This is a genomic window from Streptomyces sp. NPDC048258, assembly GCF_043201995.1.
Classification (GTDB): domain Bacteria; phylum Actinomycetota; class Actinomycetes; order Streptomycetales; family Streptomycetaceae; genus Streptomyces.
In genome coordinates, this window is sequence record NZ_JBICZH010000017.1 from 1 (window position 1) to 20611 (window position 20611).

At 68.6% G+C, this 20611-nt stretch carries 21 protein-coding genes and 3 pseudogenes; 11 read left to right on the forward strand and 13 right to left on the reverse strand.

The annotated features are described in order from the left end of the window. Positions 1–198: 198 nt before the first annotated feature. Positions 199–573: an ankyrin repeat domain-containing protein gene (locus ACGFYQ_RS30665; RefSeq protein ID WP_393749431.1), complete on the reverse strand. Its 375-nt coding sequence runs from the start codon at positions 571–573 to the stop codon at positions 199–201. A 438-nt stretch (positions 574–1011) separates the two neighbouring features. Beyond that, positions 1012–1272, reverse strand: a complete 261-nt coding sequence (locus ACGFYQ_RS30670) for a hypothetical protein (protein WP_393749432.1) — start codon at positions 1270–1272, stop codon at positions 1012–1014. A gap of 2083 nt (positions 1273–3355) precedes the next feature. Here ACGFYQ_RS30670 and ACGFYQ_RS30675 point away from each other — a divergent pair. From ACGFYQ_RS30675 to ACGFYQ_RS30685, 3 genes are all read left to right on the forward strand, one after another. Next, entirely contained in the window at positions 3356–3670 is a 315-nt protein-coding gene (locus ACGFYQ_RS30675; RefSeq protein ID WP_393749433.1) for a hypothetical protein, read from the forward strand. Further along, the gene (locus ACGFYQ_RS30680) at positions 3663–4571 is read left to right on the forward strand and encodes a hypothetical protein (RefSeq protein ID WP_393749434.1); all 909 of its coding nucleotides are present in this window, start codon (positions 3663–3665) and stop codon (positions 4569–4571) included. Before ACGFYQ_RS30675 ends, ACGFYQ_RS30680 begins: the two co-directional genes overlap by 8 nt. An 820-nt stretch (positions 4572–5391) precedes the next feature. Beyond that, positions 5392–5646 (forward strand): hypothetical protein, encoded by a 255-nt coding sequence (locus ACGFYQ_RS30685; protein ID WP_393749435.1) that lies wholly within the window; start codon positions 5392–5394, stop codon positions 5644–5646. 252 nt (positions 5647–5898) lie between these two features. On the opposite strand, the gene ACGFYQ_RS30690 is transcribed toward ACGFYQ_RS30685, so the two are convergent. Further along, a complete protein-coding gene (locus ACGFYQ_RS30690; protein WP_393749436.1) occupies positions 5899–6063 on the reverse strand; it encodes a hypothetical protein in 165 nt (54 codons plus the stop codon). 768 nt (positions 6064–6831) lie between these two features. Between ACGFYQ_RS30690 and ACGFYQ_RS30695 the strand changes: the two genes are divergently transcribed. Further along, positions 6832–7278 carry a cold-shock protein gene (locus ACGFYQ_RS30695; protein ID WP_393749437.1) on the forward strand — a complete coding sequence of 149 codons (447 nt, stop codon included), beginning with the start codon at positions 6832–6834 and terminating at the stop codon, positions 7276–7278. Positions 7279–7832: 554 nt separating this feature from the next. On the opposite strand, the gene ACGFYQ_RS30700 is transcribed toward ACGFYQ_RS30695, so the two are convergent. The 4 genes and pseudogenes from ACGFYQ_RS30700 to ACGFYQ_RS30715 form a co-directional block, all read right to left on the reverse strand. Beyond that, the gene (locus tag ACGFYQ_RS30700) at positions 7833–8423 is read right to left on the reverse strand and encodes a hypothetical protein (protein ID WP_393749438.1); all 591 of its coding nucleotides are present in this window, start codon (positions 8421–8423) and stop codon (positions 7833–7835) included. 105 nt (positions 8424–8528) lie between these two features. Beyond that, a pseudogene (locus tag ACGFYQ_RS30705) lies at positions 8529–8627 on the reverse strand (MerR family transcriptional regulator); the annotation flags it as partial. 99 nt (positions 8628–8726) lie between these two features. Beyond that, positions 8727–9161 (reverse strand): DUF1206 domain-containing protein, encoded by a 435-nt coding sequence (locus ACGFYQ_RS30710; protein WP_393749439.1) that lies wholly within the window; start codon positions 9159–9161, stop codon positions 8727–8729. Then, positions 9089–9481: a DUF1206 domain-containing protein gene (locus ACGFYQ_RS30715; RefSeq protein WP_393749440.1), complete on the reverse strand. Its 393-nt coding sequence runs from the start codon at positions 9479–9481 to the stop codon at positions 9089–9091. Before ACGFYQ_RS30715 ends, ACGFYQ_RS30710 begins: the two co-directional genes overlap by 73 nt. A 413-nt stretch (positions 9482–9894) precedes the next feature. Here ACGFYQ_RS30715 and ACGFYQ_RS30720 point away from each other — a divergent pair, with 413 nt between their 5' ends. Next, positions 9895–10770 (forward strand): helix-turn-helix domain-containing protein, encoded by an 876-nt coding sequence (locus tag ACGFYQ_RS30720; RefSeq protein ID WP_393749441.1) that lies wholly within the window; start codon positions 9895–9897, stop codon positions 10768–10770. Positions 10771–10786: 16 nt separating this feature from the next. On the opposite strand, the gene ACGFYQ_RS30725 is transcribed toward ACGFYQ_RS30720, so the two are convergent. Both ACGFYQ_RS30725 and ACGFYQ_RS30730 read right to left on the reverse strand, forming a co-directional pair. Next, complete coding sequence (locus tag ACGFYQ_RS30725; protein WP_393749442.1) at positions 10787–11035, reverse strand: hypothetical protein; 249 nt, start codon at positions 11033–11035, stop codon at positions 10787–10789. A 569-nt stretch (positions 11036–11604) separates the two neighbouring features. Beyond that, positions 11605–11889 (reverse strand): chaplin, encoded by a 285-nt coding sequence (locus tag ACGFYQ_RS30730; protein WP_393749443.1) that lies wholly within the window; start codon positions 11887–11889, stop codon positions 11605–11607. A 529-nt stretch (positions 11890–12418) separates the two neighbouring features. Here ACGFYQ_RS30730 and ACGFYQ_RS30735 point away from each other — a divergent pair. Then, positions 12419–14839, forward strand: a complete 2421-nt coding sequence (locus ACGFYQ_RS30735) for an STAS domain-containing protein (RefSeq protein WP_393749444.1) — start codon at positions 12419–12421, stop codon at positions 14837–14839. Here the strand turns inward: ACGFYQ_RS30735 and tpg are convergent. Further along, a pseudogene (tpg, locus tag ACGFYQ_RS30740) lies at positions 14818–15377 on the reverse strand (telomere-protecting terminal protein Tpg). The gene ACGFYQ_RS30735 and the pseudogene tpg sit on opposite strands and share 22 nt — an antisense overlap. A gap of 259 nt (positions 15378–15636) precedes the next feature. Here tpg and ACGFYQ_RS30745 point away from each other — a divergent pair. Beyond that, the gene (locus tag ACGFYQ_RS30745; RefSeq protein ID WP_266358395.1) at positions 15637–16200 is read left to right on the forward strand and encodes a dihydrofolate reductase family protein; all 564 of its coding nucleotides are present in this window, start codon (positions 15637–15639) and stop codon (positions 16198–16200) included. A gap of 313 nt (positions 16201–16513) precedes the next feature. On the opposite strand, the gene ACGFYQ_RS30750 is transcribed toward ACGFYQ_RS30745, so the two are convergent. Then, a complete protein-coding gene (locus ACGFYQ_RS30750) occupies positions 16514–16960 on the reverse strand; it encodes an anthrone oxygenase family protein (RefSeq protein WP_393749445.1) in 447 nt (148 codons plus the stop codon). 91 nt (positions 16961–17051) lie between these two features. Here ACGFYQ_RS30750 and ACGFYQ_RS30755 point away from each other — a divergent pair, with 91 nt between their 5' ends. Further along, complete coding sequence (locus tag ACGFYQ_RS30755) at positions 17052–17630, forward strand: TetR/AcrR family transcriptional regulator (protein ID WP_393749446.1); 579 nt, start codon at positions 17052–17054, stop codon at positions 17628–17630. Between the two features lie 154 nt (positions 17631–17784). Here ACGFYQ_RS30755 and tap read toward each other — a convergent pair. Beyond that, positions 17785–18892: pseudogene (gene tap / locus ACGFYQ_RS30760) on the reverse strand (telomere-associated protein Tap); the annotation flags it as partial. Between the two features lie 47 nt (positions 18893–18939). Here tap and ACGFYQ_RS30765 point away from each other — a divergent pair. The 3 genes from ACGFYQ_RS30765 (at position 18940) to ACGFYQ_RS30775 (ending at position 19828) form a co-directional block, all read left to right on the forward strand. Beyond that, complete coding sequence (locus tag ACGFYQ_RS30765) at positions 18940–19347, forward strand: zeta toxin family protein (RefSeq protein ID WP_393749595.1); 408 nt, start codon at positions 18940–18942, stop codon at positions 19345–19347. After that, the gene (locus ACGFYQ_RS30770; RefSeq protein WP_393749447.1) at positions 19311–19490 is read left to right on the forward strand and encodes a hypothetical protein; all 180 of its coding nucleotides are present in this window, start codon (positions 19311–19313) and stop codon (positions 19488–19490) included. The genes ACGFYQ_RS30765 and ACGFYQ_RS30770 overlap by 37 nt, the downstream gene beginning before the upstream one ends. Positions 19491–19573: 83 nt before the next feature. Beyond that, positions 19574–19828 carry a hypothetical protein gene (locus ACGFYQ_RS30775; RefSeq protein ID WP_393749448.1) on the forward strand — a complete coding sequence of 85 codons (255 nt, stop codon included), beginning with the start codon at positions 19574–19576 and terminating at the stop codon, positions 19826–19828. A 153-nt stretch (positions 19829–19981) separates the two neighbouring features. Here ACGFYQ_RS30775 and ACGFYQ_RS30780 read toward each other — a convergent pair whose 3' ends face one another. After that, positions 19982–20116, reverse strand: a complete 135-nt coding sequence (locus ACGFYQ_RS30780; RefSeq protein WP_393749449.1) for a hypothetical protein — start codon at positions 20114–20116, stop codon at positions 19982–19984. Between the last annotated feature and the right edge of the window lie 495 nt (positions 20117–20611).

Sequence of the window (20611 nt, forward strand, 5' to 3'; positions counted from 1 at the left end):
CGGGCTCGGCTTCGCCGAGCAGGGCCGGCCCAAAGGGCCGGAGTCCTCCGCTCCGCTTCGGACAGGCCGGTCCGCTGCGCTCCCCGGCCAAGGCTCGCAGAGCGAGCCTGAGGCCTCCCGCGCTCCGCGCGGGAGGTGACCCCGTTTCACGGGGTCCGGGCCTTCGGCCCGTTGGGCGTCCGCTTCGCTCCCGCCCCTTCAGTCCTTCCGGCTTCGCTTCCAGGGCCACAGCCCGCTCCGCGGGCGGCTGGCAGCAGCTGAGGTGAGCCGGTCTATCAGCCGGTAGGCAATGTCGTGACCGTAGTAATCGGCCAGGTCGACCGCACTCATCCGCCCCGGAGGGTGCGGTCTCGGGGCGGCCCCGTAGGCCAGCAGGATCACCGTGAGCCGACTGTCGATAGGGGTCCCTGACTGGAGTGCCGAGTCCCCTTCCAGGTCAATAGCGTGCTCCAACAGGGTCATCCCGCAGCACACCTCGTTAACATCGGCACCTTCGTCGAGGAGGCGGGTCAGCTCGGCATAATCACTCGACTCGACCGCCTGATGGGCAGGCGTCCAAGGGTTCTCAACCATTCAGACTTCTCGCAAAGGTAGGCGCACTGTCATCATTTCCGGGGCCAGCCTGCCGCCATGCGTCGTGCCGACTCCGTGAGTCTTCCCGAACCGCGCCATCTGCTCCCGCAGTCAGGCCGCAGCTTCTCGTCGTCGGAGGCATCAGCCATATGAGTGAGCCTACCCGGTCAGTGATGCTTCATTTTGCATTTCAGATAGAGTCTGGAATCGAATGGGTTGTGGGGTTGTGAGTGGACGGCTTCCCGGCCTCGAGGAGGTCCGCCACCCGCACCGTCTGTCTGGTACCTCTCCCGACTCCTTCGGCTGCATCGACATCGAGACCCGCAAAGACCCAACGTCAGCCTTCGAGGCCACGATCAGGTCCTGAAGGCCGACTCCACGCAGGCCGTTCCGGTCGGCCTCCCTCAGTGCCGGGGGCGGGGCGTTGTCACCGGGTGACTATCCGAGCCAGACAATGGCCAGGACGGACAGGTGGAGCAGCGCACGGTTCGCGAAGTAGACGACGGACAGCCGGCCGGTGGACGCGAAACGGACGTCTTCGCCCTCAGTGTCACCGGCGTCCCACTGACCGAACCCCCACGGGTCCGCCGCGGCGGCGCCCAGCAGATCCCACACAGTCTCCTCCACGTGCTCGGGCAGTCCGGCGAGCACCTTCCCGGCGGGCACTGACAGCCGCACAGCGTACGGCTGACCGCTCACCGGCGCCCGCTCCGAAGCTCTTCCGGGTCCATGAACCCGGTCTCGTTCCAGCCGGGGGCGAGGAGTCTCGGGATTTCCAAGGGATCGGCACCATGGACACTCCCGGAGGTCGCTCGCACCGCTCGCTGAATGGGGCAAGGACACGGAGAAACCCGCCCTGTATTCGTCCTGAAGTGCCTGTATCGAGCTCATCTTCGTGCGGGGCGGGGTAGTTCCGCTGGCCGTGCCTGCTTCGGCCAAGCAGCGTGTCACCTGCATCAGCGCCGCCCGCACCGTACACGCCACCCTCGTTGCCGCCGCCCATAGGCCGCGAGCGGCTGGGTCACCACTGGGGGGCATCCTCACGCGACCCTTCTCGCGGACTGTGTCCAGATGATCGGGCACACCCAGGCCCCTCTGCCGGACGTGCCATTCCTCCTCCGTCGCACGCTTCGGAGGGATAGACCTTTTCGACGGGGGCGCCCCAAGGAGGGGTGACGGTCCCTCGTCAATTGTCGAGGAGGACTCTCACAACAATAGGCCCATGATAATTCTTTCAGTCTAGACACGTCTCGCCGTTTCCCTCAACGTCCACTAGAGAGGTGTATCGAGCAGGAACGAGCAGGCCCACCGTTTAGCGCGACCCATCCAGCGGCCAGAAACCGGCAGTGATACAGATTGCCGGGGTTTATGCGCGCCCCCACCAATGTGCGGTTTGCCGGGGTTTTTTACCCGCCCGACAATGTGCGAATTGCCGGGGTTTTTCAGCGATATCAGCCGCCCTCTCGAGACTGGGTACGCTTGATCAGGAGAGTAGGCTGGGCGGCCTGCTCGCCTGCGGAATTGGATGATGGCCCGGCCTGGCTCGTCGGGTTCTTCGGGCTACAGTTCGCGAGGGCAAGAACAGCGGGGCGAGGGCACTTGATGCACTGTCGCCGGCGTCGGCTCGGCGGCCTCACCACAACTCAGAGCCTTCGTCACCACGGGGCGGCGGCATCACGCCTCTCCGCGGAACCCAAGACGTGACGAAAGTTTCGAGCCAAAGCGATCACCCGCCGTCAGAGCTGCAGCCGTTCAGCGAGTGCGGTCAACCGCCAGCAAGGGGGTGTTTCGTCGTATAGGTCTCGTATGACGGGTAGCCGACACGGCTCATGAACGACCCGGAGCGGCTCCCCACCCAGGCAAGCGGAGACGCCGACAGGCTTCTCCCCTGGCTGTACCGGCGCCGCGGCTTGCTGACGAGCCAGCCGAATGCCATCTACATGCAGGGACAGGACCTGCTTGAAGCGTTGTCGGCGCCTCAGTTCAACGACGTCCACGTCCCACAGCCGGCCAGTCCCTGAGGACGTCAACGTGGTGAAACCTGTGGCCAGTACGGTGAAGATCAGCACGATCCACAGGAGGATGCCTCCCACAGCTGGTCCTTTCGAAGGCTGAAGTTCAAGGGGCGTCCGGACCGGAGCCCCGGCGATCCCTCGGCATAACGCATAGGCATATGCAGGGTTGCGCCCTGTCCTCCGATTGCAGCCATGCGCAGCAATCCGTCAGCCTCGGCATCTTGATCTATTTCCCGATGATCAGTCGGCTGCTGTGGGCGGCCAGACGAGGACCGCAGCCGACCTGACGGGGGACCCAAGCCCAGGATCAGCACGCTTCTGGGGGAAGGCGACGCGGCCGTCCCATGCCAGGGAAGTGAAGTCGACGGAGCCGCCGATGGGGGCTCAACGCTGAGGGGAAAACAGGACGGCGGCGTGTGGCGAGGGCCGGCGACGTGCGCAGACGCATCCCGCCATGGAGGGGAGCCTCCGCCGGGCGGGGACTCGGTGCCCGGCAGGGCCGTCGTATTGAAGTATGCGCGCTGCCATCAGCCGCCCCGGCGGGCGGGCGGACAGGGTGCGCGGGTGACGAGATCGTCGTGCTGGGGCCTGAATCGGGCCGCAGCTCGTCGTCGCCTTGAGTCGCGGGGTGGCGGCGCGAAAGGACGTGGCTGTGCGGTGCTTCTGGTCTGTTTGTAGAACTGACAAGACAAGGTCAGCACTTATTCATCGACCAGCATCACCCGGATGGCGCATACCCTGACCAACATCGACAGCGTTTATGGAATATGACAACAGCAAAGCTCCCCGTCTTCTTCGGCAGGACTGCAAAGGAAGACGGACAGGGAGGCCGCTTTCACTCCGGGGCGACCCGGATGGGGAAGTGGATTTTCATTCCAGGCTCAGCCGACTGCGGCGAGACCCGTCAGGCAACGCTGGAACACGAGAGTCTGGAAATCGGTCTGACGTACTCGTCCTCGATCTTTGAGGACTTCCTCCACACGATGAGCGTGATCCAGATCGAGTTCGGCAGGCGGACGGAGCACACGGCAGCGTCCGCAACGGCTGTCGGCGAGTGCTCGGGTGGCAGCCCCCGTGTATGAGCCGTACGGGTACCCGGACACCCATGGTCTGCATCCCCAGCCGGAGACCTCCGCGTTCTGGGACCGGCCCGAGCACGTACAGCACTTCTCTACCGGGCAACCGCTCGGCGGGCCCGGCGAGGCGCATCCGTCGTGGGATCCGGTGGAGGAACTCGCCATCCTTCTCCAGGAGAGCCCTGCACCCGGGCAGCCGGAGCCCTTCACCCAAGAAGGCTTCGACGGCACCGGTGCCACGGCCAGCACCATCGGCCTCGTCGCAGGGCTGAAGCACACCCCTACCGGGCGTCCGCCCACAGCCTCCAACGGGCACCGCCGGAACCCGTCGAAATCGCCAGTCGTGACCCTGCTGCAAACGGGCAGTGTGTTCACCGCCGTGCTGGTCGGTGCCATCGCCGCTGTGGTGAGCATCCTCAGTGGGCTGGCCATCTGCGACGCCCTGCGCCACAGCGCCGGACCCCACACGGCCCGCGCAGTGGTCAGCTGGTGGCCCCTGCTGATCTACGGCCCCTGGATGGTCGCCTCCCTGTCGATCCTCAGATCGGCCCTGCACCAGCGCCGCGCGCTTCATTCCTGGTCCATCGTTTTGTTGTTCTCCACCCTGGCCACGCTTCTGTGCGTAGCCCAGGCACCCAAAACGATCGCCGCCGGGGCGGCGTCTGCTCTTCCTGCCGTCGCGGCGCTGGCCTGCTTCCAACAGCTGGTCCGCCAGATCACACTCACGCGACCGCCTCGCCAAGCCGCTCCGCGACACCGAAACCCGACGCCCTCTGTGTCCGTTCCGCTCAGGCAGACGGCCGCAGCCAGACGCAGCCCGGCCAGTGTCCCTCCCGGCTACCCTGCGGCAGACAACAGGGCAGTCCGCTCTCCGTCCCCCAGTCACAGAGTCGGGTACGGCGCATGACGGTCGTACGCGTGCGGCAGTGCCACTCGCGCAGGTCAGCCCAATGTCCCTCGGCCCGGGCAATGGGTTCCGGTTGCCGGTGGAGAGCCGGGGCGTCGGAACGACGATCGAGGTCGCACCGACGGCGCGGGGGCTACCTCCGGTCTCTTCAATTGCCTGCTCGGCAAGAGCCAGTGAGCTCCGGCAGGAGGACTGGGCGCGAGTTCGTACCGTCAGTGGAGTCGGGCTGGCCGACAGTCTTGCCGCCGGCGAGATCGGTCCGCCGTCCACGCGCGGGAGTGAGAATCCTGCGCGAGCGTCCCACCGGAATCGGCACTGTCGGTCGACGGCGCAAGAGGGTCGGGCATCCGATGGGCGGCGACCGCGAAGAGCAAATGCGGTAGCAGCCGCTAACTCCCTGGCCAACCCGGTCCTTCCCACACGTCAAAGGGGTGCTCGCCTGCACCTTTGAAACGAAGATCGAAACCGATAGTCACGGGCCGTGCACAGACTCAGTCCGACGGTCTACCCACCCTTGCCCGAACGCGAGCCGAGTCTGGGCTGCGCAACGCGATGCGGCTGGGAGCAGATCCCGTACACCAGGCGTCCGGTCACTGCGGCACACCCGAGCGACGTGCCGTAGGGAACGGTCATGCCCGGTAACGGGGGCCAACGCCGTCGGCATCTGCGGCGGGCGGGCTGCTCAGGTGTTCAGTGCTGCGGCGCCACGGGATGCGTGCGCAAAGGGCCAGCGCGCCGGGCAAAGGGTCGCACCCTGCTGAAACGAATACACAACGCGCTCCGGCGCCTCACCCCACGCCAATCAAGAGAGGTCAGCAACATGTACGAATTGACCCACGCAGAGCGAATCCAGTACAAGCGGCGCCAGGACACCGCATACCAGGCTGGCGAAGACGCTGTCACCAACCTTCAGGCGGCGCTCGCGCGCGCAGACCTGACCCTTCCCTCCCTGAGCAACGACGGGCCAGTGGCCAGCCACGGCTTCGTCCGGCTCGGAGGATGCAACGCGGACTTCGCCAACCGGCTCGCCGAAATCATCGCCGCAGGTGCCGACGCTCTGCAGCATCAACGGTGAAGATGGGAGGTCGATCTCATGACAAAACGTCCTGGCCAGCGGTATCCAGGCGCAGCTGTCTGAACGGATCGGGTGGCCGAAGACGCCGCTGCGGTCGATGACCGTGGCGGCGTTGATCTCCGCGACCGGTTCGGGGCGGCCAGGATCGCGTCGCGGACGTCGCGGCGCGCCCACGCCGAGGCGCCGCCCATTCGGCTCAACGGACTCCCGGGCCGCGCTGTGCGCCAGAACACCAGCGGGTGGGTTGCAGGCTCACTGGAGCCGGGTGGGTGGTTCAGGTGCTTCGTCGGCGTCCGGGTCCGGCAGGCACAAGGGTGGGGTCGGGTCCGCAGCGAGGTGGAGCCGGCGCAGGGTGGATTCGGTTTCCCGCTCGAAGTGCTCCGCGGAGATCAGACGTTGCCAGAGGGGATCGGGCATACCGGGCACCGTGGCGCCGCGGGCAGTCCACTCCGCTGCGAGCCGCGCATACAGGGGCGCGGATTGGTCTGCGACGTCTTCGGGGCCGCCGCGGCGGGCATGCCGACCGGATCCGGCAGCGTGCGGCTGGATCTGCGGGGGAATGAGGGAACCGGGCATGAGCCGACCCTGCCCCGGGACATGAGGCAAGAACTTTCGCTGATCAGCGGTCACGATCCTCAAACGATTATTGCGCCCGCTCGACACCGCTGCCCCGAACGCTACGGTTCCGGCTGCGCCGGAGATGTCGGCCGGTCGGAAGTCGGCTGAAGCCCGACTCTACGCACGCCAGTCCAGCGACCACTTCAGCGCAGCCGCAGGAATCGCAGTCGAGGCCTTATGGAGACTCGAATCCGGCGACTACAGCCACGACGGAATCTCCGCGCCCAGCAGGCCTTCGTCTCCGCGCCGAAGCTGTCGGCATCAACCCCGAACCACTGATCGCGGAACTCAACCACGCAGCAGCCGACCGAACCGAGACCGCACACGTGACCTCTGAACTCGGAAGGCCCAGCAGCGATCTCTTACAAACACCATGTGCTGTCGGTAGGAAAGCGTGCCGCGACGGCGCGTTGTTTCGCCATGAGCGCCTGCCGGCTGCGGTCGCGCTGGGGCCGCTGCTTCACGCCCCTGCTCACGCCCTCCCCATGGGTAGCAAGCGGGCGGACAGTGTCGGCTTCCGGATCCGACCCTTAGAGGGGAGCGGGAAGCGTGTCGCCCTGCGGTGTCGTGAAGTGGTTCGACCCTGACCGGGGTATGGGTCTCATCAGCCAGGAGGACGCCGGACCTGACGTTCAGGCAGAAGCCTCGGCAATTCATGGAGAGGATCCCCGTCTGTGCCAGGGCGAGGAAGTCTTCTGCAACGTCACCCTGGACAGTGCGGGACTACGGGCCGACAACATCCGCCCGTTCGGAGGGAGCCCGGCGCTACCGCGGTCCACGCCAGCACACGGGAGTATCAGCGTCCGTCTGAAGCGAGCAGCCGCACTCCTGTCCGCGCAACGGCGCCGTCTTCCGACAGTCTCCCGCTCACGCCAGAGCCCGCTCGGTCAGCTCCGGTCCGCAACTCGCGGTCGGAACTCTTGCCGGTGGCACTGTTGCTGTTCGCAGAGTTCGTCCTCGGCGTTGGTGAGGGCCTGGCGGGTGGTTTCGTGCCGGGCCAAAAGGTCGTCGTAGTCGGCCTGTTTGCGGCGGTGCTCGCCCTCACGGTTTCCCAGCGGGCCTGCAGCTGCTCGTGGCGGAGGACGGTCTCTTCGTAGGCGTCGGCCGGTGCCAGGCGCTCGGCGAAGCGCGGGTTGACCTCTCCCAGGGCCGCGGTGTGCAGGCGCAGCATCGTGGCACGTATGTCGCGCAGATCGCCACTGCCGGATGTATGGCCTGGACAGCGGCTTCGCGGAGCCGATGCTGCAGCGGCGAGCGTGGGCGGAACCGAGGCCGGAGGGGTTTGCGTGGCCTCAGCCCGGGCTGAGGCCACGCGCACGAGCGGGGACACGGTGGACGTCGAGCCGTCCAGGTCGGCGGCCACCCGGTTGCATCACCCGGGCGCACCCTTTATCTAGGGGGCGAAGGGTTCCTGCAGCTCAGTCGCATACTCGGTGGTGCAGGCAAGTTCGGCAAGTAGCAGGAGGTGTTTGTGTGAAACGCCTCCTGGGGGAGCTGGTCGAGAACGCCGGCCCTGTGCAGTTCCCCGCGTCCCTGACGGAGCGCTGCCCTTGCCGGCGTTCCGGCTGTCAGTTGAAGATGTCCAGGAGGTCCAGCCAGGAGCCTGCGTCGTCGGCGGAGCGGCGGGGCCGCATCGGGAGCGGGTCCGGGTAGGTCTCCGCTGCGGCCCTCGCGCGGACGATGTCGGGCCCGCCGCACGCCGCGACCGCGAAGGCGCCGAAAACCTTGGCGAACGCGGCCGGGTCGCGGAACTCCACGCCGAACGCCCGGCCGTCCCGCAGCGGCACCCACACCACCCGGTCGAACCGTCTCCATTCCCCCACCGGCAGGTCGTCGGCGGTTGACCGCCCCTCCAGCCACAGCCGCGCCACGTGGAGCAGGTTCACCTTCTCCATCGGCAGCCGCTTGCGCCGCACCCGCAGTTCACGCGCCGTCAGCTCGACGAGCTGGTCCTTCTTCGGGTACCAGACGACGCCGATCCCGAACGGCACCCACAGCAGGATCCCGATCATCGGCCAGATCAGAGCGTCGCCCCACGTCCGGAGCAGCCCGCCGTCCAGCAGGTACAGGGCCCCGAAGACCAGAACCCACTTCGCTGTCATCCGCCAGAACCCGGTGCCCTGCCGGTACAGGACCCGTCGCTTCCCCGTCATCGCCATGCCCGCACGCTATCCGCCGCCCCGCAGCTCACCGTAGGCGCCCTTCCCCACCGCGGGGGGCGGGTGGCGTCACCGACGCCCCCGTCGATACGCCTACGTACTTCCTCAGGTGGCGGCGGCCGTCGGGTTCGGCGGTTCGGCGCTGCGGCGGTATTCGGCGTTGAGGCGCTGGGCTTCTTCGAGCTGGTCTTCGAGGATGACGATGAGAGCCGGGCCCCGGGGATGTCATGGCTGATCCCCCCGGGGCCCGTGGTGCACTGGGCGGTCGGCAGGGTACGGGCGGGGGCGGCGCGAGCAGGGCGGTCAGCCGGCATCGCGGCTGACCGGCTGCTCTGCCGAGGCGTCGTGTTCAGGGGCTTTACGCCAGCGGGCCTCGCAGAACGAGTAGAGGCCGAACAGCAGAAGGCCCACCGCCGCGGCGATCAGCAGCACCGGCCCGGCCGGCGTATCGGCGAACGAACGCAACGTCTCGTCCAGGCCCTTTGCCTCGCTGGCGTCGAAGCGCACCGCGGCCAGGAGAACGAACAGGCCGGTCGCCACCGCAACCACCCCGCACGCCACGCCGCCGATGATGCCCAGACCCGCGACGATGCGACGCGCCGTCCGGCTCATCCGGTCCGTACGGAGGTTCTTCTCGAACTTCCGCATCAGGCTGCGCACCACGATCACCACGCCCACGATGGCCAGCACGGCCCCGAACACGCCGACGAGTACCCGGCCATAGGGCCATTCCAGCACGCGCGCGGTGTAGTCCTTGACGCCTGGTCACCGGCGCGGGTGCCGCCGGACCCGCCGACCAGCGCGGTCTGCACCACGCCGATACAGATCACCAGGTAGAAGACGGCCAGCCCCAGGGAGCCCAGGCGCCGGGTCCACTTGTCACCGCCTTCCGTCGCCTGCCCGAAGGCGGCCTCGGAAAGGCACCACAGCGCCATAGCCGCCAACCCCACCACCAGCGCCCACAGCAGCACCTGGCCGTAGGGCTGCTCGCCGATGGTCCGCACCGCCCCGGACCGGTCGGCCTCCTTGCCACTGCCGCCGCCGAAACCGATCCGCACGGCGAACGTAGATCACTCCCCGCGCGCAGAGCCCGACCCGGGACGCAACCTCCATGGCGCGGCTGTCGGCCACACGCCGCCCCGGAGTCTTGGCCTGGGCGGCATCTTTCTCGGTCGCCATACCCGACACCTCCCCGTGCGCGGACGCAATGGCACCCAGTCACAGCCGCTACGCCCACCATGGCACCAAGCAGCGCACCCGACCAGCGCAGTCCGTCGCTTCCAGATAGGTGGAAGGTCATGACATCCGGGTGAACTCTGCTCGGGCAGTGCACGCGCCCGTACTCGCGCGACGTGACACTCGCCGACAGGGCCCCGTTGATCTTCACTGCGCGGCGAAGGCGTTCGCCCGGGGCCCGGCCGCGGCAATTCCCGTGGCTGGCAGTCAGTCCCGAGCCGGAGGTAGACCGCCCGTGGCGGTGAACGGAAACCCGACCGTCAGACGCCGGCTGGGCGCGGAGCTGCGCCGGCTCCGCCTGGCCTGTGGCCTGACCAGTACGCAGGTGGCTGAACGCCTGTTGATCTCCCAGCCCAAGATCAGCCATTTGGAGAACGGCCGCCGCGCCATCAAGCCCCGCGATGTGCGGGACCTGTGCGGGCTCTACGGAGTCACCGACCCGCAGGTCGTCGACGCGTTGATGCGGATGGCCACGGAATCCGAGCGGCAGGGCTGGTGGGTCGCCTGCGGGGAGATTCCGTACGCCCTCTACATCGGCCTGGAGACGGAAGCCTCCTCGGTCCGCTCCTACGAGCCCCTGGTGATCCCCGGCCTGCTGCAAACACCCGCCTACGCCCAGGCCGTCATCGAGGAAACGATCCCTCAGGCGACCCCTGAACAGATCGCCGTACGCCACGAGGTCCGGCTGCGCCGCCAGTCCCGGGCCCACCACCCGGCCCGCCCTTTCCGCTTATGGGTGCTACTGGACGAATCCGCCCTGCGCCGCGTCGTCGGCAGCCCGCAGATCATGCGCGAACAGCTCCAGTACCTGAACCGTCTCGGCGCGCAGCCGCACATCACCCTGCAGGTCCTCCCACACGCCGCGGGAGCCCACCCGGGCGTCTCGGGGCAGTTCTCCATCCTCGACTTCCCAGACGCCGCCACGGGGACGGTGTACCTGGAACGGTTCACCAGCGACCTCTACCTGGAGAAACGATCCGACGTGCAGCACTACAGCGTCATGTACGACCACCTCCAGGCCCAGGCCCTGAACCCGGAGCACACCCGCCACTTCATCACCCGCGCCGCCGACGAGCTGCCAGCCGCCCCATCGCCGCCCGGCCGGCCGTGACCACCGCAGCCGCAGGTCACTGCGTCGCGTACAGGCGCTCGCGCAGGTACAACAGGGCGGCGGTGTCCGCGGCGGCGGCCAGGTCGGCCAGCAGGGTGCGGATGGCTGCGTCGTTGCCGTCGCGGACCGCCCGCACGATCTGCTCGACCGTCTCGCGTGCGGACGGATCGATGCCGTCCGGACCGGCCGGGGCGGGGCCAAGGCCGGCCGGTCCGGTAGCCTCGCCCGGCCCGGCGCCCACCGGGGAGCTTGGCACTGCCCTCATGTCATCCCCTAACCGATAGCCCCCGCCTCAAGTCACTGCCCACACGACAGGCCAGCGAACCGGCACGCTCGCGTGCACCGGTAGCCCCGCCAGCCCGGAGAGCACGGTGCCAGATGCTGACGCGGGAGGGGGATCCGCGGGGCGGGTTCTCATGGAAGGGGCGGTGTCAGCGTCGGGCGTCAACGCTAGCCCCCGCGTTTCACACAGGATGCCGAACTCTGTGGTTGTGCTGCGGGGTGCTGGTCGGCCGCGGCTATGGTCGGGCGCAGTCCGCGCCGATAAGGCGTGCGCGGGCGAGGCCCGGTGACCAGAGCGCTCTGGCGGCAGTAGCACCGGGCCGCCCCACGCGACCGAGGTCCGGCAGGCGGACCGGGAGGAGCGGAACCCGCTCCCCGTGGCCTGGCTCGGCTGGTCGGCTGGCTGCACGAGCTGGCCCCGTCATGAGAACGGCCTCCCCTTGGAGGATGAGGGAAGGCCGTTCTACACCGGGCTGTGCGCTGCGGCTGGTTCAGATGACGGCGCTAGATGTGCCGGCGCGACGAGCGCGCCGGATCCAGGACTTGGTGCTGTCAGTACTTGCCGTGGTTGTCGGCCTTGTGGTGCCCGTCCGAGCCGCCGTTGTTGATGCAGGTGTTGCCGAAGGCGGGGTTGAGGAGGCCGACGATGTTGACGGTGTTGCCGCAGAGGTTGACCGGGATGTGGATGGGCACCTGGACGACGTTGCCGGACAGGACACCCGGGGAGCCGATGGCAGCGCCCTCTGCCGTGGCGTCGGCGGCGGCAATGCCGACCCCGCCAGCCAGGACGGCACCAGTGGCGGCGGTAACGGCTACGGCCTTGGCGAAACGGAACATCAAAATCTCCTTGAACTCACTCTGCCGCGGGGAGGTACGGCACGGACGACGTCCCCCACAACGGCCGGAGGCGCCCGCCCGTCACGGACGATGGGCCGAACCGGTGAGCTCGAGATACGTCCGCTCAGCCTGACCCAGGCCGCGACCGCCCGAGCCGGCATCCGCGCCGCCATCGCCCTGCGGGCCTGGCTGCGCGGGCAGGGCGTCGAACTCGCGCGATCCACCCACGGCTGGGCATCTATCCCGTCTAGTCCGGACCTCCGCCCTGATGGGACTCTCCACTCAACTGCATCAGCCTCCAGGAGTTGCGGACTCTCCTTCCCGCGAAAGGACAGAATCACAACTCGGCCGTCCCGCCCACGGCTCGGCGAGGTGTTCACCCACGTTCGGAACGCTCGTCTTAGGAAGTGCGAGCGGGCGGCATGGCGTCCGAGGCCACGGCTTCAGCGCGCCTGGCGCCAGCACGGGTGAGCGCCGGGCCAGGATGGGGGGCCCGCAGGCCTTGATACCTCCGGGGGAAGAAGATCACATGATCACCACGGACGTCCGTAACTGTGGCAGCTCGATCCTGATCAGCGCCGAAGGAAGACTCGACGAACACGCAGGGGTGGTGCTGCAGCAGGCGCTGGACGACGTCGCCGTCGACGCACGGGACCTCATGGTCGATCTGCACGGCGTAGTGACCATGGACGCCTCCGGCCTGCTCCACCTCCTGGACCTGCACCGGCGCGCGGAGTGCCTCGGCCTGCGCGTCCTGGCCGTCGGCTGGCAGCCCCAGCCCCAGCAGCTCATGGAGAGCGACGACTCCTCGTCCGACGGTGTGTTCGCCAACTGGGCCATTTGGGCGACGTACGCAGGGGGCCGCGATGGTGAACAGGGTGCGCACAAGGTCGGCCCGTGTGTCGCCTGTCACGACCCGGACGAGTTCCAGGGCCGCAGGGCGCCCTGGATCCCGGACACATACTGGACACAAATCAGCCACGAGGTCTCAGTGGCGGTCCGGGCTCGGGCAGCAGCAGAGGCAGTGGACGACCAGCTCGCCCGAGTGAGACGGGAGAAGGAACGCGCCATCGACGAGCAGGAGTTCGAGGCGTATCCGTCGCTCCGGAACCAGGAAAAAAGACTGCTCCAGGACAGGCATGGGTTGGCTGACCTGGCGGCGCCGACCGGGCAGATGGCCGAACTGATGCCCTACCTTCCGGGAGACCCGGAGGAGGTCGCGGCACTAGTCATGGCCCACGGCGCGCAGCACTTCACACGCGCGTCGCTCGGCAGATTTCTGGCCCGCCTCGACGACCGGACCCGCAGCGACGTCTTGCGGGAACTTGCTGCACGGCTCCTGAAGGACCCAGAGCGAGCCGACCGGCGGGAGCTGCTCCACGCAATGGCGGCAGCCGGCCAGGTGGACCAGGTGCTGGTCTTCGTGGCGGACCACCCAGCCTTGCCCGGTCTGCTCGACGACCTCGGCGCCATCACCGATTACCTGGATGCCCACCAGGCCAGGACACTGTTGAACCTGTTGAGGACCGCCGGCGCCGAGCGGAGCGCACCGCCCATCGTCGAGGGCGCCGTCCTCGCCTCGATGGCCGCCAGCGGCGCCGAGGAAGCAGTGGAGGCCCTTGAGCTCGCTCGCGCCGGCAGCCCGTCAGGGGACGCGTCGACCGCACTGGTGAAGACCCTGTCGGCACCTCACGTACCGATCCCGGAGATCGCAGACGCTATCGGCGTGGACTCGCTGCGCTGCGCCGCGCTGATGGTGCTCCCTCCCTCACGCGCGATCTCGGCAGAGGAGATGCTGAGTGTCATCCGGATGTTCCGGAGCCATCACTTCGCGGTCGAAACGCTACGCGCACTGCTTCCCCGAATTCCCTTCGACCAGCTGGCGACGGCCGAACTCCGGGCGATCTCCGAGACGCTCGGCCTGCTCGGGGAGCATTGGGAGCTGGACGACATCCTGCTTCGCCATCTGACCAGGATCGCGACACGGGACGGTTTCGAGGGGGCGCGCACCGCGGCCCGGTCCCTCCATCCTTTGCCACCGGGTCTACCGGATGCGCTGGCGGCCGTAGCGACCTCACGTGCGGGCTGCCGGATCACCGGGAGTACGGAAACCGGGAACGACCTCGCTGACGCCGTGCTCCACGAACTGGCCTCGGAAGATGACCCTGAGCGGGTGCTGGAGGCCGACCACGTCCCGCGGGAGCTGTTGCAGGTCGACTCCCGTTTGGGCAGGCTGTTCCTGCTCGCAGTCCCCGAAGAAATGCGCCGCGCACATTTGGATGGCCTTCTGCCTGAGGAGTTGCTCAGGGGTGAGACGTTCTTCCGCAGGAGCGACCTGTGGGCGGGTGCGTTGGCCCGGCTGCTGACGGTCTTCGATTCCACGCACTTGGATCGGCTGTTCCCCATCGCTTCGCGCTCGCGCCACCGGCTCGGCGACGTGCGGCTGTCCGCCGTCGCACGCGGGCACCTCTTGGCGGCCGCGGCGGTGAGGTACGCCGAACTCGGTGAGGCAGACGCGGCGTACGCCCTGTTGCCCGGGATTCCCTTCGCAACCGAGCGGTCGCACGCCCTTGCCGCCATGGCCGAGTTCCTGCCCGCCACGAGCCTCGTCCGTTGGGCGGAGCACGTGACGGCCGACATGGGCAGCTCCGGCGCCTTTGGCCTGCGGGCGGTCGTATGGGCACGGGCGGCCGACCGCTGGGAAGAACTCGGCCTCTCCGAGCGCTGGCTGGTCGTCCGTACGTGGCTGCAGCAGGTGCAGCACAACGACCGCGAGGACCTAGCAGCCGACCTGCTGGGGCTGTCGCCGCTCCTACTCAGTGTGGGCGGGCCGGAAGCGGGTCCTGCCATGTTCGAGGAGTTCACCCACTCGCGGGCTGACGGCGAACCCGGCCCCGGGGCGGTCGACGGCCCTCAGAGCCCCTCTTCTCAGAAGTCGAAATCCATGTAGTCGATGTCGTTGATTTCGACGTCCGAGAGTCCCATAGCGCGGCCCCCGCCGTCCTGGAAATAGACGTCCTTAAACCCTTCGGCGATGATTCCACGCATTTCCTGGTCGCTGGCTCCGGCGTCGCGGGCGTCGAACAGGCGCTGCGCGTACGCCGGGGGGAGGTGCACGGTGAGTCGCCGGAAACGTCCGTCGTCGGTGGTGCCGACCGCCGCGGAATACCCGAACCGGGCGCGGGTCTCCACCGTGATGCCGGTGCTGGCGGCGGCCTGCTTCCGCCGGCGCTTGCGCACCTGGGGGTGCCACCGGGACCGTACGGCCGCATCGATCCTCGCGGCGATGTCCTTCGGCGGGTGCTTGCGCTCGCCCTTGCGGTAGCGCTCCACCGACCGCTGGCTGACCCCGAGCTCTTGGGCGACGGCTTTGGTCGTCTTGAGCTGCTTCATCAGGAAGTCGATGCGGCCCTGGAGGGTTTTGGGCGGCTCTCCTGGGTGAACGACTCCCGGTCTGCCCGCTCGATCGCGTCCTCGATCTCCCCCACCGGCTACTCCCCTTCGTCCAGGACGGCGTCGTGTAGGGTCTCGCCGCCGATGACGTGTCGATCTTCTGTGACCTGCTGGTTCTCTGTTGTCTCACCGCGATGTCACCCAAGATCAGTCTCAGATCGATGCCATTTCCTCGGCGGAACGATGAGTCTGCGGCTGAGCCACCGAGCACGAGGACTACATGTGAGCTCAGATCGCGCACCCCGCGCCGCGCCGGTCTGTACGCGTGAGACCGACTCACGAGAGGCTGGCGCCATGCGGAAACTGATCTACGGCATGAACCTGACCCTGGACGGCTACATCGCCGCGCCCGGCGACGACATCGGCTGGAGCGTGCCGAGCGACGAGCTGTTCCAGTTTTGGTCCGACCAGTTGCAGGCGACCGACCTGTCGCTGTACGGGCGCAAGCTGTGGCAGACGATGAGCTCCTACTGGCCGACCGGCGACCAGCAGCCCAACGCCACCCCGGCGGAGATCGAGTTCGCGCGCCGCTGGCGGGACATGTCGAAGGTGGTGTTCTCCTCGACGATCGACAAGGTCGACTGGAACACCCGTCTGGTCACCGGCGACGCGGTCGCCGAGATCACCCGGCTCAAGGCCGAGGACGGCGGCCCGATGGACATCGGCGGCGCGACGCTCGCCGGGGCGGCCATGCGGGCCGGGCTGATTGACGAGTACGTGCTGGCCACCGCGCCGGTCCTGGTGGGCGGCGGCACGCCGTTCTTCACCGCGCTGGACAACTGGGTGAACCTCAACCTGGTGGAGACGCGGACGCTTCCCTGCGGCGTGATCCTGACCAGGTACGAGACGAGGCGCTGAGCGCCCGTCCTGGGTGACCCGGACTACCGCCCGAGCCACCCAAACGAGTGAAGCCCCTGAACTGCTGTCCTGTTGCAGCGCATCTGTCAGATGGTGAGCCGTTGACCTGCTGGGATGCCAGGTTGTTCGAGAAGGCGGAGGCCCGGGGTTCTCGAACGACCTGGCATTCGCGGAAGTCGCGATCTCGATAGAGGAAGAACCTCCGTGAGAGGGGGTGCTGTGTTCCGAGGGCGGTGTAGATCCGTGCGAATCGTCGTCTGCCGCCCGCGGAGTAGAGGAGCGCGCGCAGCCTGCGCGGTCTCGGACCGCGGGCTCAGACGAGGGCGGTGGCCAGCAGGGCGAAGGCGGCGATGATGACGGCGACGCGGACATAGTGGAAGCGGTCCCAGCGATTCGCCTGCTCCTTCCAGTCCTCGGGCCGGTTCTCGGGGGTCCACGTCTTGCTCCGGTTGTTGATCGGGACGAGCAGCAAGACTGACATGAGCACGCTGAGGATCAGCAGCGCGGCGGCGGTCACGACGAGGCCGGTGCCGTGATGGTGCCATCCCGCGATGGCCCAGACCGCGGCGAGGACGAGCGAGCCGATGTACCAGACCGGCATCACGGCGCCGAGCATCCGGCCCCCGTGGGCGCGGCCGAGCTGGCCGTTGTCGCCGGGGAGTGCGTCGAAGATCCGGTTGATGACGAACGCGACGGAGAACTCCACCCCCACCATCACTCCGACGACCACGATGGTGACGACCTTGAGTGCGTCGAGCATGATGACCCCTCCTGGGATCTAGCGCCGCTAGATGATGAGACAACGCTAGTACTTCTGCCGCTCGCTTGTCTAGCGGTGCTAGGGTCGGGGTATGTCGGTACAGGAACGCAAGGAACGCGAACGGGCGGCCCGCGAGCGCCTCATCGTGGCAACGGCCCGCGAACTCGCCGAGCAGCAGGGCTGGGACGCGGTCACCACCCGCCGGCTCGCCGAGCGCATCGAATACAGCCAGCCCGTCCTCTACAGCCACTTCCGCGGCAAGCGCGAGATCATCGGCGCTGTCGCCCTGGAGGGTGCCGCCGAGATGGCCGCGGCGCTGCGGGCCGCGACCTCCGCCGCAAACGGCCCGCGCGCCCGGGTCACCGCTCTCGCCCGCACCTACCTCGACTTCGCCGAGCGCAACCCGGCGGTCTACGACGCCATGTTCCAGCTCGACGGCGGTCTGGCTTTCGCGGTTGAGGACACCCCGGAGCCGCTGAAGGACGGCTTCGCCGCCCTGCTGGAAAGCCTCGGCGAGGTCGCCGGGGACGGCGTCCACCCGGGGCTGTTCACCGAGGTGTTCTGGGCGGCCCTGCATGGGCTGGCCACCCTGACCCGGGCGGGACGGCTGCCGCCGGCGGCAGCCGAGCGGAGGGTGGAGCTGCTGGTGGACCGGCTCGCCGTGGTCTGACACACCGTCCGGGCGGACAGGCAGCCGGGGTCTTCCGGCCCGGCTGCCGGCCTACGGCACCGCCGCTCAAGAGCCGCCGCACTGAGAATCTGCCAGCACGAACGAGACTGAGTGGGAATCCGACAGCTTCAGTGCGACAGGACAACTGCAAGTCTCATGGCAGTGGCATTTCTGCCATCCATCTGCCAACTGCCGTGAGATTCTGCCAAGGCTTTTGAGACCCTACAGCGTCGCCGCCCTTGATGTGGCGGGCCGGGTTGAGGCCCTTCTTCCGTCAGGTCGACCGCCCACGCCTTCTCCTGGACGCCCTCCAGCTTGGCCAGGCCCGGGGTCGGCCCGAGACGGAACCCGCCGGGCTGGGGCTTGCCGGAGGCCGCGTACGGCAAGAAGTCGAGCGGGCTCGTGCTCGGGCTGGGGTAGACGACGCAGTCGGACAGCACGGCGAGCGGGTACAGGCCCGTCATCTTCGCCATGTTGTTGAGCTTGCGGTGCATGTTGACCCGCGCCTTGCTGATGACGGCGGCGCGGATGTCGGGGCGCCAGGTCGGGCGCTCCAGGGCCGGCCACCGCTCGCCGTCCTTGTGCTTGCGGCCCTGCGGGCGCTCGCGGAGCTTGCCGACGCCGCCCTTGACCGTGGCCTTGATGGCCGAGAGGACGGCGGCCAGGGCCGGGGCGGCCTGCTTGTGCCGCTCCATCGCCGCGAGGAACTGCTGGTCGTCCAGGTCCCGGGTGACGCCGAGGTCGGCGAGGGTGTCGACGTACGCGGTCTTGAGCCGGTCGTGCCACGGGTCCAGGTACGCGCCAGTCTCGCGGCGCAGGTACGCCTCGATCGGGTGGACGTCGTGGCCGAGCTCCTGGGCGTAGGCGACGGTGTGCGTCTGGTACCAGGCCGGGCCCGTCGGGCGGGTGCCGTCCGGGGTGAACGGCGACGGCAGGCGCGGGTCCAGCTCGATGTGGCTGAGGTCGACCAGCCAGGAGCCGGGGATCTTCGGGTTGAACTTCGGGGCGTTGAAGTGGTCCGGTCCGGACAGGCCGACGACCAGCCGGGCCGCGGCGGCGAGGAACGCGGTGTTGAGGTCCAGGCCGACGGCGAAGGGCAGCAGGCACTCCTGGTCGCTGAGCAGGTCCACCGACCGCACCCACTGGTACGCCTCCTCGTTGAGGAAGCCGCCCTTCCAGCCGCTGTTCACGACGACGGGGTGTTCGGTGGTGGCCTCCGGGGGCGCCGGGTCCATCGGCTCCGTCCCCAGCGAGCCGGGGTTGCTTCGACGCGGTCCTGGAAGCCCCCATCGCCGATCTGGCGGAGGCCATCGCGACGGCCCGCGTCTGGCGTGCGGCGGGCTATCGCGTCGAGGTGGTGGCGCTGGCCACGGCGGAGGCCGAGGCACAGCTCAGCGGGCTGGACCGCTACCTGACGCAGGTCGACGAGCAGGGCGTGGGCCGGTCCGTCTCCTGGGGTAACGTCTTCTTCGCCCAGCAGGCCGCCCACCTCAGCGTCGCCCCGGCCGCCTTGTACGCCTTCTGGCAGCTCGCCGGACTGCTCGGACTCGTCGGCGGCTTCTTCGGCAACGCCGGTGCCCGCATCACCTGGGTGCTCTTCGGATGCGGCAGCCTCGCGATGATCTGGTCCGCTTCCCCGGCCGGAGGCCGCGCCGCCGTCACCGGACTCGCCGCCCTCATGTGGGCCCTGGCCAGCATCTTCGCCTGCGCGGCCTGACCCTGCGGCCCATCGTCCACAACCACCCGCCGCAGTACCAGTTCAACCCCGCGCTGCACCTGCACGCCATCGTCCCCGCCCCCACCCCGGCGGGCGACGACTTCGGCGACGAACCCGACAACATCCACCCGCTCCAGCGCTGACCCCGCGCGCTCCACCTGGTCCAGTACCGCCCACCCGCTGGCGCGCGCCCGTGCAGCGCGCGCCCGAACCCGATGGGAATCCTATGAAGCTGCAGAACACCGAGTTCTGGGTCGGCTCCTTCCACGGGAGCCACGACGGCACCAAGGTCAAGGTCACCGCCACCCGCGACGACACCCGCCCCGAGCCGTACGTCTGGACGTGCACCTGCGGCGCGTCCCAGTCCTTCCCCACCGAGCACGGCGTGTTCCCCACCGCCTGGCGCCACACCCACCCCACGCGCTTCGACCAGCTGCGGCAGTGGGCCGCCCGCCGGCTCCGCACCCGCCGCGCCCGCTGACCTGACGCCCTGCCTGGCCCTCGCCCGCCCCGCCCAGGGGCCCGGCGAGGACCGGACAGCCCGCCCGGCCGCACGCACCACCCCAACCGCGAGCGAGAAGGAGACCCCGTTTTGGCGAAAGCCCCCACCGTCATAGGCGTGCTCACTGTGGGTTCAGCGGCTGGTGGTGATCCACCGCACGAGGGCTGCGTTGGTCGTGTCGTCGAGTGAGGACAGGGCGTGGATGGCTTCCAGGTCGCCGGGGAGCGGTGGAATGCCGACGGCGGTCAGTGCCGCGTGCAGATCCAACCGCCTCCGGTCCAAGGGCTTCAGGGACCAGGCGAGGCGGGGGTCGGATGCCGGCCAATGGGCCCGCGGATGCTCTTCGCCGCAGGGAGGCAGTTGCCAGTCCGTATCACCTGGGCGGCTCTGCGGCGAGGCCTCGCAGGCCGCGGGCTCGACGGTGTCAGCGCCGGGGAAGCGGTAGGGGTCGAGGTCCAGCTGAGGGACCGTGACCTCTGACGGGGAATACTGCCAGAACTCCACAAAGAACCTCCCGGGGTCGGATGTGCCGCTGCTTCCAAAGAGCTCGGGGACACCGCCCGCAGTTGCGGTGGGCCCGGGCGTGACCCGAACGCCTTCGAACCCATCTCCTCACACCACACCCCACGACGTGTGCCGCAGACGTGGGGTGCAGGCTTGGCGGGTCGGGCAGGTCAGGCGCCCAGGGTGGTCGGGGGTGTGGCGTGCCGCGGCTGGGTTGCCGTGGCACGCCGTCGCCGGTGGCCGGCAGTTCACTGTCCC